This window comes from Candidatus Chloroploca asiatica (genome assembly GCF_002532075.1).
Classification (GTDB): Bacteria; Chloroflexota; Chloroflexia; order Chloroflexales; family Chloroflexaceae; genus Chloroploca; species Chloroploca asiatica.
Genome location: NZ_LYXE01000009.1, coordinates 1 through 15,239, shown reverse-complemented (window position 1 = coordinate 15,239; position 15,239 = coordinate 1). Strand labels below are relative to the sequence as shown.

6 protein-coding genes are annotated in these 15,239 nt (G+C 60.2%); 2 read left to right on the top strand and 4 right to left on the bottom strand.

What is annotated here, in order from left to right; translation table 11 throughout:
- Nucleotides 1–19: 19 nt before the first annotated feature.
- Entirely contained in the window at nt 20–1,366 is a 1,347-nt protein-coding gene (hflX, locus tag A9Q02_RS00400; RefSeq protein ID WP_097650368.1) for a GTPase HflX, read from the top strand.
- A gap of 87 nt (nt 1,367–1,453) precedes the next feature.
- Here hflX and A9Q02_RS00395 read toward each other — a convergent pair whose 3' ends face one another.
- Together A9Q02_RS00395 and A9Q02_RS00390 are read right to left on the bottom strand one after the other, a co-directional pair.
- On the bottom strand, nt 1,454–2,386 hold the full coding sequence (locus A9Q02_RS00395) for a polysaccharide deacetylase family protein (protein ID WP_097650367.1): 933 nt from the start codon (nt 2,384–2,386) through the stop codon (nt 1,454–1,456).
- 28 nt (nt 2,387–2,414) lie between these two features.
- A complete protein-coding gene (locus tag A9Q02_RS00390; RefSeq protein ID WP_097650366.1) occupies nt 2,415–3,725 on the bottom strand; it encodes a bifunctional folylpolyglutamate synthase/dihydrofolate synthase in 1,311 nt (436 codons plus the stop codon).
- Between the two features lie 266 nt (nt 3,726–3,991).
- Here A9Q02_RS00390 and A9Q02_RS00385 point away from each other — a divergent pair, with 266 nt between their 5' ends.
- A complete protein-coding gene (locus A9Q02_RS00385) occupies nt 3,992–5,956 on the top strand; it encodes a hypothetical protein (protein ID WP_097650365.1) in 1,965 nt (654 codons plus the stop codon).
- A gap of 59 nt (nt 5,957–6,015) precedes the next feature.
- Here A9Q02_RS00385 and A9Q02_RS00380 read toward each other — a convergent pair whose 3' ends face one another.
- Both A9Q02_RS00380 and A9Q02_RS00375 read right to left on the bottom strand, forming a co-directional pair.
- Nucleotides 6,016–8,814, bottom strand: coding sequence for a delta-60 repeat domain-containing protein (locus A9Q02_RS00380; RefSeq protein ID WP_141508622.1), 2,799 nt, complete (start codon nt 8,812–8,814; stop codon nt 6,016–6,018).
- Nucleotides 8,815–8,900: 86 nt separating this feature from the next.
- A complete protein-coding gene (locus tag A9Q02_RS00375; RefSeq protein WP_216361419.1) occupies nt 8,901–15,224 on the bottom strand; it encodes an RHS repeat-associated core domain-containing protein in 6,324 nt (2,107 codons plus the stop codon).
- Nucleotides 15,225–15,239 lie beyond the last annotated feature (15 nt).

Sequence of the window (15,239 nt, the reverse complement as noted above, 5' to 3'; positions counted from 1 at the left end):
GGAGACGAACATAGAAGAGTTGCGTTCTCAGGATGGGAAGCGGTTGCATACGACGGCGACTCCACGGACACGAGCCTTGCTCGTTGGTGCCGAGGTCGCAAGTGCGCGTAGTCCGTGGACAGCGAAGGACTCGCTGGCTGAGTTGACCATGCTAGCCGAGACGGCTGGCCTTGAAGTGGTCGGAAGCCTCTTTCAGCGACTCGATCAACCCTTCCCTAAATTTTTTATTGGCCCTGGTAAAGTCAAAGAGGTTGCGGCCCTCTGTGAACAGCACGCTGCCGGTCTGGTGGTTTTTGATGATGAGTTGAGCCCTGGTCAGACCCGCAATCTTGAGCAGGAATTGCAGATTGGTGTCCTGGATCGCACTGCGTTGATCCTTGACATCTTTGCGCAGCATGCGCGTACCCACGAGGGGCGTCTGCAAGTCGAACTCGCCCAATATCAGTATCTATTGCCCCGCCTCCGGCGCCAGTGGACGCACCTCGAGCGTCAGGCCGGTACTGGCGGTGGCACCTCGGCGGGCGGTGTGGTTGGTCTGCGTGGGCCTGGTGAAACCCAGCTCGAGATCGACCGTCGTCTGATTGATCGGCGCATTGCCTGGCTCAAAGACCAGCTCGCTGATGTCCATCGTCACCGTGAACTCTATCGCAAACGCCGTCGCCAGAGTCAGGTTCCCGTGGTGGCGCTGGTAGGCTACACCAACGCAGGCAAGAGTACATTGCTCAATGCGTTATCGGGGGCGGATGTCTACGCAGCAGATCAGTTGTTTGCGACCCTTGATCCGACGACCCGCCAGCTTACTCTCCCTGGTGGTCAGACGATCTTGATGACGGATACCGTCGGTTTCATTCAAAAATTGCCGACCCAACTTATTGCGGCCTTTCGGGCCACGCTTGAGGAGATCAATGAAGCTGATATTCTTTTACATGTTGTCGATCTGACGCATCCCAATGCGCAGGAGCATGCTCAGACGGTCGAGCAGACGCTGGCTGAACTTGGGGTAGACAAGCGTCCGACCTTGACCGTGCTCAACAAAATTGATCGTATGGAGGGCGTCGGCCCCGATGATGTTGCTCAGGTTGTGGCCGATATGGGGCTGCCCAGTGATGTGGTGGCTGTGTCGGCGCAGCGTGGGTGGGGCCTAGAGCCCTTGGCGAGTCGCATCGAGCAGGCCCTTGGTGAGGCGATGGTTGCCCTTGATGTGCTCATTCCCTACCAGCGTAACGACCTTGTTTCGCTCTGGCATCGTCGTGGCGTCATCGAGCAGGAAGAGTATGCCGGTGACGGAACCCACATTCTCGGGCGCATCCCACGGGATCTTGCCGCGCAATTTGGGCCGTATCGTTCGGCACGTTCGACAAAGTAGAGGATGGCTGGGGTGCGTTGCTAACTATGCTAGCAGCGCACCCCAGGTGTAGCTGGTGGCAGGTGTGAGTGATCCTGTCAGCAAGCATTATGGCAGATAGGTCCTGATCATCTGTTCAAAACGGGCCTGACTGGTGTCCCCACTGATGCGCAGGCGTGGCAGGGCAAAGGGGTCGTGCTGGCTTGCATCGGCACGTGTCGTTGTTGCCGAGAGATAGCCCGCCTCACGGGTGACGGCCATGACGGTATCGTTGTAACGCCCTAGGGGATAGCAAAAACTGACGACCGGCTGGCCGAGCTCGGCCGCGAGCACGGCCCCCGAACGACCGATCTGGTCGCGCAGTTCATCAAGATGCATCCGGGTAAGATCGGGGTGGTTGACGCTGTGCGCCCCGATCTCCATCCCTGCATCGCGCAACGCCCGTAACTCTTCCCATCCCATATACCCCGGTCGCCCAATAAAATCACTGACGATATAAAACGTCGCTGTAGCGCCATAGGCCCCTAACCGTGGCAAGGCTTCGGTGTGGGCATCCAGATAACCATCGTCAAACGTAAGCGCCACCGCCCGGGCTGGACACGGGCCTTCGCCCCGGATGCAACGCGCGACATCCGCCATCGCGACGGTTTCGTAGCCGTTGCTGTGCAGCCAGGCTAACTGCGCATCGAATTGCTCAGGGGTCACCGACAGCCCAAAGCCGAGCGGGTCAACTGCGCGGTCGACATAACGTACATAATGATACATAAGAATCGGAACATACGGGCGCACCCCTTCAGGGGCCGGGGTGAAGGTATGGCGGGTTCGCACTTCACGACCAGCGGGGCCGGGTTGCATCAGGTCTGGCTGCATCACCAGATCGCCGGAAGCGGTTGCCCCACCCTGATCGGGTTGCGCATACCCACCCAGCCCGAGGACGGCCTCAGCCGGGGCGATCCGCACTGCAGGCTCACGCTCTGCCAGCAGAAGGAAGGCTGCGGTGAGAATGAGCCCTACGACCAGGATCAGAGTTGAAGCTTTCATAGAGAGTATAATAGCACATTTGTCTCTTTTAGTCAGCCACGGCCAGCCCCAAGGACTCGCGGGCGGCAGCGACGACAAAGAGTGAGCCAGTGACCAGAATAAGATCGTGAGGATTGGCGAGTTCGCGGGCCATCTGGAGTGCGGTTGCCACATCAGGTTTTACCAGCAGCGTGCCTTGTAAGTGTGGTGTTACGGCGGCCACCATGCGATCAAGATCCATCGCGCGCGTGTGTGCCGAGCGTGTCAGGATCACCGTGGTTGCAGGTGGCACCAGTTCGGCGGCGATGTCACTGATCGCTTTGTCGCGTGAGGTGCCAAAGACAAGGATCAGGCGTTCATAGGGCACGCTGGCCTTGAGCGACGCAATCAGTTTGTGCGCCGAGTCACCGTTGTGGGCACCGTCAATCAGCACCGGTGGCGTCCCTGGAAGCAGTTCAAAGCGACCGGGCCAGCGAACCTCAGCCAACCCGCGCCGCATCGCCTCGGCACCGATGGTGAAACCGGTGTCTTCGAGCAGCAACGCAATCCCGAGCGCGAGGCGCGCATTTTCGTTTTGAAAGAGGCCCTGGAGCGCAGGTTCTGGCGCTATCGGGTAGGCCATGGGCGTTCCTGACGCTTGTACCGGCATGAGTCCTGTTGGTTCGGCCTGCCACAGGGGGGCCTGGCATAGCGTTGCTTCATTCATGAGCACATGCATGACTTCATCAGCCTGGGGCACAGTCACAACAGGCACCCCGGATTTGATAATGCCAGCCTTGTTCCAGGCAATCTCGGCGAGGCTCGTCCCCAGGATGGCCATATGGTCGTAGCTGATCGAGCTAATGCCTGCAACGATGGGTGTCACCACATTCACGGCGTCGAACCGCCCCCCCAGACCAATTTCTAGTACGGCAAGGTTGATCGATTGGTTGGCAAAATAGTGCAAGGCGAGCAAGAGGCTCAGATCGAAGGTTGTTGGCCGTCCGTACGGTTCAGCATCAAAGCGATCAATCACGGGCTGGAGCGTCGCCACCAGGCTGATCAAATCAGCCTGGCTGATCAACGTACGGTCGATCTGGAACCGCTCACGGTACGAGTGCAGATGTGGCGACGTAAAGAGACCGGTGCGCCATCTGGCTGCGCGAACGATTGCTTCAACCAGGGCGGCCGTACTTCCCTTGCCTTTCGTCCCCGCAATGACGACGGAACGGAACGAGTGGTGGGGATTGCCGGCATCGGCCAGCAGTGTACGCATCCGCAACAGATTCCGGTTCGCTTCTTCATCAGTTGTCGCCCCTTTGCGGGTCGGATCAATGAAGCTATAAATATAATCCAGGGCTTCCTGGTAGGTTGTTCGCATATATTTTGTGTTGCGCTCCTTGCTGGCGCTCTAAAAACCATGCTTGTGCTGGCGAAAACAGCTAGCGCAGCGAGCTGTTTTCGCCAGCACAAGTGAGATTCTTGGGGGCCACAGGCCCCCAAACCTCTCCCTGCGGACGTAGGGGGAGAGAGACATCCCTTGCACCGCAAGTATAGGTGAGAGTGGTACGCAGGTCAATGCAACGTGCCCGCTCAAACCTATGGTACGATAGTTGCATCCTCATAATGTGTTATGGAGAAAGACCAATGCGTTTGATACGGCATTCTGTTTTCCTTGTGCTTCTAGTTGTGTTGTTGGCCTGGCCTGCTTCTTCGGCGCTGGCGCAGCAGCCACCGCAGCCGATCTGTTTTCCAGGCGTACCAGGCATTGATCATTGCATTGATCCGGTGTTTACCGCCTATTGGCAACGCAATGGTGGCCTGCCTGTCTTTGGCTATCCGCTCGGCCCGCTTCAGCAGGTCGAGATCGAAGGCCGCGTTTTGCAGGTGCAGTGGTTTGAGCGTAATCGGCTCGAGTTGCACCCGCAGAATCCACCTGCCTACCGCGTCTTGCTCGGACGCATGGGCGCTGAACGCTTGCAGATCCTTGGCCGTGAGGCCCCGGCTCCTTCCGCTGCGACCCCTCAGCCAGGTTGTCGCTGGTTTGAAACGACCCGCCAGAATGTCTGCGACCAGGCCGCGGGTCTCGGTTTCAAGCGCTACTGGGAGACGCAGGGGTTGCGGATTCCTGGCTTGAGTGCTTACGAGCAATCGCTCGCGCTCTTCGGTCTTCCCCTGACGGCGGCCCAGTTGGAGCCTGCCGCCAATGGGGAACTGATCCTGACCCAGTGGTTCGAGCGCGCCCGCTTTGAGTGGCATCCGAATAATCCTGACCAGTTCAAGGTGCTGCTTGGCCTGCTCGGCAATGAGTTGCGGGCCGATGCGAACTTTGTTGCACGACCTTTTGATCCCCGTGGGGGGCGGACGCCCATTGGGGTCGAGATTAACCGCACTGCGGTGACCGGGCTTGCTGCCCGCCTCAACGAGTTGCGCCCTGACTGGGTGCGCTATAACGGCATTCTCTGGTCTGAGGTTGAGCCGGTCGCGGGGCAACGCAATTGGGCGGCGCTCGATCGGGTGTTGAGTGAAATCGCCTTGATCAGCGCGAGTGGCGCTGCGCCGATGGTGATTGTGCGTGGTACCCCGCCATGGGCGCAGGCGGTGCCTGGCTCGGCGTGTGGCCCGGTGGCCGCCCAACAATTGCCGGCGTTCGCCAGTTTTATGGGTGAACTCGTGACCCGCCTGAGCGGGCCTCCCTATAATGTCAAACATTGGGAATTTGGCAATGAACCCGATGTTGATACCGCTCTGGTACCTGGTGATTCGCAGTTTGGTTGCTGGGGCGATGCTAGCGATGCCGCCGGCTATGGTGGTGCCCGGTATGCCGCGATGCTCCAGGCGGTCTATCCGGCGATCAAACGGGCCGATCCGCAGGCTCAGGTTATCTTTGGGGGGCTGTTGCTCGACTGCGATCCTTCGTTTGATGCATCGTGTCAGCCGGGGCGTTTCCTGGCAGGGGTTTTGGCGGCGGGTGGGGGTGCATATTTCGATATCCTAGCCTATCACGCCTATACCTTCTGGAGCGAGCAGCGCAGCGATTTTGACCTGAATCTGCCCAAGTGGGCTCACCGCAATGGCCCGTTGCTCGGTCGGCTCGATTTTGTGCGTTCGACGATGGCCGCCTATGGGGTGAGCAAGCCGGTCATGATGAATGAGGGCGGTCTGCTCTGCCTCGGGGCGAATCAGCCCTGTGCCGCTATGGGGTTACATAATGACCAGGCGAGTTATGTTGTCCGGATGTATACCCGCAGCTGGGCCTCGGATCTAGTCAATAGTGTCTGGTATACCTTGAATGGGCCGGGTTGGCGCGATGGCGGCCTGCTCGATCGCAGCCGTCAACCGCGTCCAGCCTTTGTCGCGATGCGTTTCCTGCGCGAACGACTCGACGGCGCAACGTACCTGCGGCCCTTGAGCACCGGCAATCTTGAGGGCTATGCCTTTGCGACCCCGACCCGCGAGTACCGTATCTATTGGACCAATAGTTCGACGCCGGCCCCAGTTGCCCTTCCCCCTGGCTTTATCGCTGCCTATGGGCCGACCGGTAATCCACTTGCGGTCGGGCGTGAACTGGTCGTTGGCTTTGAGCCAGTTATCATTGAAATAAATCGATGATTTAATTACAAAAAAAGACCAGCATATGCTGGTCTTTTTTTATGGCGAGATTGTCACTCTTACCGTTGGACAAACGGTAGATAGACCTGATGGCTCTCGCCGAGCACGGCAAAGAGCGAGAGGTGGCTGATGGTTGCGGTGAGTCGGGTGCCATCCTCGCTGACGCTGCTCGTGATGCCATCCTGGGTCCAGGTACTCCTCGCCTCATCCCAGCGCCATAAGCCGCAGGTCGCTGGAATCAGCGCCCCCACTTCCAGCGGCTCTATCGTCAGTGTAAAGGCTTGTCCGGGGGCGGGTTGCGTTGGCATGCTACTGCTCGTGGCAACAGCAGTGAGCATGAAGGCATAGCCACTGCCGCGCAGCCCTCCGGTGGCGGGAAGATTTGTTGCGGGCAGTGGCGTGTGGGTGAAGGTCACCGTCTCGGTAAACGTACCCGACGGGAAGAAATAGGTCATGCCCTTGTCAGGGATCGTCAGGGTTGCTTCACGCTCTGGCTCAAGCGTTGTTGCGGCGCTTTCCTGGAAGATGTAGCCCCCGAGCGATAGGCGCGGCAAGCCTTCAATTTCAGGAAACATCCCGCCGACAAGCAGACGGTTATCACTGGTCAGTGCAAGATCATAGATCCCTGTTCCAAAGCCAGAGGAGTTGGTGACACCGACGCCAAAGGCCGGGTTGCGTTGACCGTTGGGTTGCAACTGGAAGAGATGATTGTAGATCTGCGTGGGTGTTGCAATCTGAAGCGTGCCGCCAACCATGATTGAGTCATCACTCAGGGTGTGCAAGGCTCGCACCGCACCTCCAGCGTTGCCAAAGGGATTGCCAAAGGTTGGATCGAGCGCCCCATCCGTACCTAGCCGCACGAGGCTGCGCAGGTTGTCTTCGCCTGAGCGCACAAACGCATTGCTCCCCACCAGCACTTGCGCTCCCTGAAGGGCCAGGGCATAGGCTTCTGGCGGCGAAAACCGCGGATTGAGGGTTTCAAAGATCGGTGGGACAAAGGTGGGGTCAAGGGTGCCATCGGCGTTGAGCCGGACAATCGTACTCCGTGCTTCGCCCGCAAAGCTGCTAAACTTGCCGGCAATCAGCAACTGACCATTCGACAACTCGAGCAGCGCATTGATGCGCCCTGGCATGCCATCGGGCTCAGTTCCACTGCCTGGTGCGCTGTCAGTTGCGAACGAGTCATCAAGCGTCCCATCTGCGAGCAGGCGGAAGAGCCCGCCCCAACCCCCGACGAGGATCCGTCCATTTGTATCAAGGAAGAGCGTCGGAAACGGTAGGCCATATCTGGGGAAGGGTAACAGCGCACCTCGTTGATCCACCAGAACTAGCGTCTGACCAACTAAATTCTGATCGGTATAATTATCGGTAAAATTACCGCCAAGCAGATAGCTCCCGTCAGCCAGGGCGATTGCCGAGGAGACCTGGTTGCTGCTGCGGCGGAAAGGCGGCACGAAGGTGGTGTCAAGTTCTCCCTCGGCACTCACTCTGGCGGCGGCTAATTGGGGTATTCCATTGACTAGGCTAAACGCCCCGACGACGAGTGACCCACCGTTTGCCAGGGGCACAATGCTTTGTACCTGCCCAGCTTTGGCAACGATAGCCTCAAAATTCCAGTCCATCTGTAACGTAGGTGAAAAAAGGGCTAGACTATGGCGATAGGTGATAGGGCTAGGGTCATCGCCAAACTTTTCAAACTTGACCAGGTTGCGAAAGAGTCCGCCGGCAACGATGTTTCCATCAGGACGTTGGGCTAGGGCGAGAACCTCTGTTGGTTGCCCATCGAAGGTAACGACCTCGGAAAGGCTTCCGTCGTTATTGATCCGAGCGATGCGCGCATCATGATAGAGCGGCCTGCCCCCAAAGATAATGCTTGAGAACCAACCCCCGAGTATAAGTGAGTTGTCGGCAAGGGCGAGAATGCTCTTGACCTCGTAGAACATCCCCGGGTTCAGGTCGTCCAGCGTTCCGTCAGGTTGCACCCGCGCCAGCGCAAAGCGGGTGACGTCATTGACCGCATTGAAGGCCCCACCAAAGACGATCTTGCCATTGGGCTGCACGGCGATCGCATAGACAGTATCGTTTGCATTGACGGCAAAGGTTGCGTCCCGCGTTCCATCGTTCTCCAGGCGGGCAATGCGTGAGGCTGCTGCCCCGTTGAAGTTCCTGAACATACCTCCCATCAGGATTTTGCCATCGGCCTGCTGAGCCAGGGCATGCACTGAACCATCAGTCCCTTCCCCGATCTCAAAACTTGGATCGAGACTGCCATCAGCATTGAGACGGGCAAGATTCTGTCGATCCTCTCCCGCTACTTGCGTGAATTCGCCGCCAACCACAAGCTTGCCGTCTGGTTGCAGAAGCATGCTATAAAGCGGACCATTCACTTGGGCTGTAAAGCTCTCATCAACTCGTCCATCGGTCTCAAGGCGTACCAGATGATGCCGAAACTGGTTATCGTTGCCCAAGATATTGAAGGTGCCACCCACAAGCAGTGTGCCGTCAGCCAGCAGGGCGAGCGTGCGAAACAGTGGGGTGCCCATAATTAATGGGGTTGTCAGCCGAAACGACTGATCGAGCGTCCCGTCAGGGTTCAGGCGCGCGAGACCCTGCCGTGCTTCGCCATTCACCGTCTGAAACGAGCCGGCAAGAATGATCTTTTGATCTGGTTGTACCACCACCGCCTCGACCGTTCCCTCCACCTCGAAACGGGGGGCAAAGGTGGGATCAAGCTGGGGTAGTTGGTTCATCTGGTTCAGATGGGCCGTATCTTCCTGACTTTGAACGGCCTGGAGACTGGTCGTGCCCTGCAGCAACATGGCACTTACCATACATAAGGTGAGGATCAAACGCTTCACAATCGACCTCCAAATTCTTGCTTGGTGTGACCAACGAGGCCAGCTATGCTGGCCTCGTTGGTCACACCAAGCAAGTTTCTTTCCCTTTATCGAACAGTCAGCGGTAAATAGACCATGTAGCGACTCTGCACTGCGACGGTGGTGCTCGCCTCGGCCTGGGCGGGCTTGTTTTCGCGGTGGCCGACGTTGTCGGTCGCGACCACGTAGAAGTTGTAGGTCTGGCCGTTTTGTCCATTGAACGCCGCGGCCGTGGCGGGCGTGTTCGTCAACCAGGGTGTCCAGGCCCCGCTGTTCTCTTGTACATAGACATCGTACGTGCCCACGCCCGAGCCGTTCGCGTCGTCGGCCCCCTGCCAGGTGACGGTGAACGGGGTGGTCGAGGTGACGGCGGGCAGCGCGGTGACGCTGCTGGTTGGCGCCAGGCGGTCGAAGGTGACCAGGGCTTCCTTGGTCGGGTCGGTGCCTTTGCTCTTATCCATTGGGTCAACCTGGTTGGTATCAATCTCCAGGCTGAAGTCGAACTGGATCGTTGCGATGTTGCGGATCGCCGTCCCGCTCGGCAAGCCGGGTTGCGGACGAATGGTGTAGGCGACAAAGCCGCGCCCGCGTCCGGTCTCCGGGTCGGTCTCGGGGGGCAGGAAGCCCTTGTCGACCGTCGGCGGTAGGTTGGTCACGGGGTCAATAGAGGTGAAGTTGACGTTCAGTTGGCCGTCTTCGAGCCAGGCGTCGATATGCACCTCAAGCGTAAAGTCGTACTCGTCGTCGGTATAGGTGTAGTCAACGACGGTCTGGAACTCCTGGCGTCCGGGGGGCACCTGAAGCATGACCTCGCCAAAGCCGAGCTCGGTCAGTTCGAGGGTGCTCCAGTCCAGGTCAGTCGAGAGCGGGTCACGAATGGTGACGACCTGGGCCGGGGCGGTGGCCTCAGGATAGTTCTCGAAGTCGATGCGGTAGGTCACGAGCGTATCGGCGCGGACGAAGTTGCCCGTTCCAAAGCCCGCGACACTGATCTTCTCGTTGGGGTCTTGCGAACCCGCCGAGCCGCCGGCCCCACTGGTGCCACTGCCCGCCGGTGGGTTGGGTGGCGGAATCGGGTCGCGGTTGGGCGCACAGAACTCTGGTGCGATCCATTGGGCACCAGTTAACGCAATATCGCCAAGACCAACGCTGGTCGGGCTGATGATCATCGCGCCGACGTCAGCCGCTTTGTCGACGCCACCAGAGACGCTCTCCCCTCCTGCAATTGTCACGATGGCTCCGGGCAGGCCTTTCTCTAGCGCATTGCTGATCGCATCATCCGCCATCCGAACTTCTTCCGATAAGGTGAAGACTCGCTCCCCAATGCCCATTCCGACATGGTAGCTGGTTTGCATCACGCCACGTCCCAGATCGTAAATGCCCGAGCCAAGCAAGCCGAGGCCGGCCCATCCAGCGAGGCCGCCCGATTTCATAATCAGCGTGGCGCCTGCGCCCATCTTGCCAAAGCTGCCAGCGACGTTCAAGCTCCCTTGTACCACACCGCAGATGCGGCGAAGACCGGTTGGATCAAAGGCGTCAACCGGCGCATTGGCGACATAGGCATACAGATTAGGATCGCCCGCCATGATGCCGAGCGGATCCATCGCGGTGAAGCGTCCCAGCGCCGGGTCATATTGACGTATGCGCACGGCCGTTAAGCCATGCGTGTCGGCCATCACCCCGAAGGCTCCCATAAATTCAAATGGGTTGGCGATGGTCGCGGTGCGCAGTATCGTTTCGCCAAAGGGCCGGTAGGCGTAGGCGTTCTGCACGACCCCGGCTGCCCCGGTCATCTCGCTGACATTGCCTAGCGGGTCAGACGTGTAGTAGCTCGCTCCGTCGGTGGCCGACCAGTGCTGGATGAGGCCGTCACTGTGGACATAGCGCGCCAGTTGGTCGCCGTTCGCGGCGTAGACCCCCACGAGATTGCCCATGCCGATCGGGTCAAGCATGAAGTGGGTCACGGCTCCGTTCTCGTCTGCGTCGACCCGGTTGCCAAAGGCGTCATAGGTGTAGGTCCAGGTATCGCCGCCACGGGCTACCCCCACCAGTCGGTTTTCGTCGTTGTAGGTGTAGACCGTGACGCCACCAGGGCCTTCTTCGCGGATCAGGTTGCCGTCGAGGTCATACGTGTAGGTCTGGTCGCCAACGGTGATGTACTGGTTCAGGTTGTTGGCCACGTACGCTTCTTCCACCCCGTTGATCGTGGTGCGTACCCGGTTGCCGACCGCGTCGTACTCGTAGCGCAGATCCTGGTTGGCAATCGCTGGGTCGGTCGAGGTCAGCGTCGCACGCAAGAGTTGGCCCGCATCATCATACGTGTAGCTCCACTGCCCATAATGGGTCGCCATCGTGACCCGCCGCCCGCGCCGGTCGTAGGTGTAGACAAAGCGCGAAAGTTCGCTCGCGTCTGGCTTCGTATTGACCAGACTCTGGAGCCGTCCAACGGCATCGTAGGTGTAGGTGCTGACGACGCCGTTGCCCATGGTCTTCTGCGCCAGACGACCAAGCGTATCGTAGCTGTAGGTGACCAGATCGTCCGTCGCATCAGCTACTCGGCTGAGGCGCCCCGCCGTGTCGTAGGTGTAGCTCAGCACGTAACCGAGCTGGTCGGTGCTGGTAGCCCGTCGGCCCATCGCGTCGTACGTAAAGCTGAGCCAGCGGTCGTGGGGGTAGTCGATCCGGGTCAGATAGTCATGCTCATTGTAGCTGTAGGTTGTTGTCCCTGCGGCATCAACGGTCTCGATCAGGTTGCCACGCTGATCATAGCGATACGTGACCGTACTCGTATCGGCGTAGGTCTTCTGCGTATTCCGGCCTGCGGCATCGTAGGTGTACGCGATGGTATTGCCACGACGATTCTGCCAGGTCAAGGGGTTGCCCTGGTTGTCATAACTCCATGTTTCGCGGCTCGCGTCAGCGTAGGTCATCGCGGTGAGGTTGCCACGGGCATCGTAGCCGTAGGCCGTCTGGTTACCCGCTGCGTCCGTGACGCTCGCCAGTCGGTTAAAGGTACGCTCGTAAGCAAAGCGCGTCGTCCGCCTGAGGGCATCCGTGGTTGCGGTCAGGTTGCCGTTGCGGTCGTAATTGAAGCTGCTGCTGACGCCCGCCGCGTCGGTGACGCTTACCACTTGGCCGATTTCATTGAAGGCCAGGAGGGTTGTTTCGCCCAGCGCGTTTTCCGTCTTGGCAACACGTCCCCAGAAGTCGAAGAAGAAGCGACTCGTCTGATTCAAGGCGTCCGTCATGCTGACGCGCCCACCAGCATAGGTGAAACTGAATTGCTCTTGCTGCGCATCACGATAGCTGCTGGCAAGCCGCCCCTGCGTATCATAGGTGAAGTGCCGTGTGACGCCATCCGGTTGCTCAATGCTGCTCAGCGCATGCTGCGCTGCCCCCGAGGTTTCGTACGTGAAGGTAATGACCCGGTCATCATAGGTCGTCAGCGTGGTGAGATACGGGCCACTGTATGCATAGGTGGTCGTGCGCCCATCCTGGTCGGTGATCGCCGCAAGTTGCCCAGATGCGTGGTAGGTCAAGTTCAACCGTCCACCCGCCGAATGGCTCAAGACCGTCATCTGCTCACCCGCATACGTGACCGTGATGCGGTTGCCGTTCCGATCCTCCAGGTATTGCAGTTTCCCGTCCCGGTAAAACTGGATCAGGCCATCCGCTTCGGTCAAGCGGAAACCGCCGTCAACTGCACGGAGACTCCCCCGATCTCCTGGCTGCGCAAGGTAGCGCCCGCTGTAGCGGCTGTCGGGCTGGAAGAGCCGTGGGGTGCCCGAGGGGGCTGTAATGATGACATTGCCCTCGGCATCGCTCGTCATCCGGTACTGCCAGTTGTGACTCCATCCGTAGCCAAGGGTGCCCTGCTCAAACCGACGCGAGATCTGCTGCAAGTATGTCCGCTCAAAGACCAGTGGCAGCCCCGGCGCGCCAACGGCGGCATCGACTCCTCTTGCCAGGACGCTGAGGGGGCTTAGTCCATCAGCCTGACGGAAACTGAAGGCTTGCAGGGTGGTGATGTCGTCAACCCGTTGCCCCAGCCGCGCCAGGTACTGCGCGTTCTGACTCAACATCATGACGTAGTCGCCCCAGGTGTCGCCGGCCAGCGTGGTGTAGTTCGCCCACAGCACGTCCCAGGCATCGGGTTGCACATAGTCAGGCCGCATGCCGTCCTTCAGGGCGGCCCAATCCACCGGGGTGGGGTCGTTGGCGTCGAGTACCTTCACTTCCCAGTCGAAGGGGGGATAGCGGAAGTCCCAGGGCTTTTGCCAGCCCGCATAGTAGATCGGGACGCGCCGGGTTTCGCCCGGTTGCAAGACCCCCGGGGTTTCGCCCGCGGCCAGGAATTGCACGTCGTTGGCGAAGCCCTGGGGCATCGCCGAGGTCCAGAAGCCGTCACTGAGTCGGTGCTGGTCGAGCGTGATGATCGCCCCCGGTTGCCCGTTCTGGGTCGCGGTGACCAGCAGCAGTGGCGCGGGCATCGGGGCGTCGCCGCTATTCGTGTATTCGACAAAGACCGTGGCTAACTGATGATAGCCAAACCGGGCAGGTAGGATGAGGTCGAGGTCGAGTTTGGCGGTGCCACCTTCAATGAGGGTGACGGCCGTCGGCAGCGTGGCCGTCTGTGCGTGGTGCGTTACCCGGACGCCATAGACGCCCGCTGGCACGGTGCCCGCCGGGAAGGTCGCCCGTGCGGCGGTGGAGCTGTCCACGTCAACGTCCTGCGCCTCATAGACCGTGCCGGTCGACCCGACGAGCGCGATCTCCAGCGGGCTCAGGAAGCCCGCCCCGGTGAGGGCGAGTTCGAGGTCGGCTTGGGTGCCTTGGCGCGCCGGGGCACTGCCGGTCAGGGCGAGCGCGGTGAGGTCATACTGGATCGTGTAGCTGCCATCGGTGGTCGCGTTGCCCGCGATCAGCAGGTACCACTGGCCCGCGGTGGCGGCCGGTACCACAAGCCGCTCGCCGCCACTGATGCGCTCATCATACGTGCCTCGCGTTGGCAACGCCCCAAAGCGGAGCAAGACCTCCAGGGTCGTGGGCACCCGGCTCGCATCAAGCACGAGATGCTGCCCGTCACCCGTGGCGTTCAGGCGATAGAAGTGTTCGACCCGTCCGGTCGGATAGGTTCCCGCCTGATCCACCCCCGCTTGCAGCGCGGGAACCTGGGCGGTAATCAGGGTGGCTTGCTCGTTGTTGAGCCGCCGCAGTTCCAACACCTGCCAGGTGTCATTGATGACAACGATCAGGTTGTAGCTGCCCTCCTCCAGGGTGGGCAGCGTCACGAGCAGCGTCTGCTCGTAGCTTTCTCCAGGGGCGAGGGTGCGATTGCTGGCGACGGAACCGAGCAGTTGATCGGTGCGGTCAAGCTGGGCGTCGGTCGAGAGATAGACCGCGTCTTGCCAGGTGGGGCCAGCGGCACCCTGACCGGTATTCTGGACGCGGTAGCTCAGGCTGGCTGGCTGGCCGACAGCGAGGGTGATTGGCACCGTCACCTGGGTGAGCACCAGGTCGGGCAGGTTGCCCGTATCTGGCACCACCGTAAAGGTCTGCAGATCCGGATACGGGTCGTCGCTGCCGTCGCTGGTCGCGGTATAGGTGACGGTGATTACCCCCGGATTGGGGAAGGCGATCAACCCCGGGGTGCGGGTCGCAAAGCTGCGGCCATCGCCAAAGGTCCAGCGATAGGTGGCCTGTGCATCATCCACGGTGGAACCACTAAAGCGCAGCCAGTCTCCGGCGACGAGGGTGCCATCGCGCCGTGGGGCGAGGATTTGCCCACTGCTCGGCGTCGTGCGCCACGGCGTAAAGAGGACGCCATCGCTCACGGTATCGCCCAGGCCGTCGGGATTGCTCGCGTGACGCGGGCCAGCGGCATCGCCCCACCAGGTACTGCGCGCATCCACGTCAGCCGAACTGACATTGCGCACGCCGAAATTGGTATTGCCCTCGATCAGATGATTGCTGACCACCAGCGTCTCGGCCTGGTTCTGCACCAGGATACCCGTCGCATTGTTCGTCAACTGATTGCGCACTAGCGTATGTGCCCCGGTGCTGCCATTCAAGCGCAGGCCATCGCCACCCGTAGCGCGAATGGTGCTGTGCTGGAGGGTGAGGTCACCGGTACCGGTTTTGAGCATACCCATACTATCCCAGTAACCGCCATAGGCGATGGTGACATGGGTCAGGGTTGCGTCACCCGCATTCCGCACATACAGGCCCCGCCACCAACCGCTGGCAGGTACCGTCGCTCCTTCATCATTGTTGGCATCCCCGCCAACGGTATCATCACGCCAGTCGGTGAAGAAGATCGGCGCCCCGGCGGTGCCCTCGGCGCGCAAGCTGCCGTCCACCCAGAGGCCGGAGTGTTGCGCAAACTTGACCACGGTATCGGGCAGGAT

What these genes read in the sequence shown, in the direction of transcription:
- A9Q02_RS00395 (WP_097650367.1), bottom strand. Translation starts at nt 2,386, where the DNA reads ATGAAAGCTTCAACTCTGATCCTGGTCGTAGGGCTCATTCTCACCGCA.
- A9Q02_RS00390 (WP_097650366.1), bottom strand. Translation starts at nt 3,725, where the DNA reads ATGCGAACAACCTACCAGGAAGCCCTGGATTATATTTATAGCTTCATT.
- A9Q02_RS00385 (WP_097650365.1), top strand. Translation starts at nt 3,992, where the DNA reads ATGCGTTTGATACGGCATTCTGTTTTCCTTGTGCTTCTAGTTGTGTTG.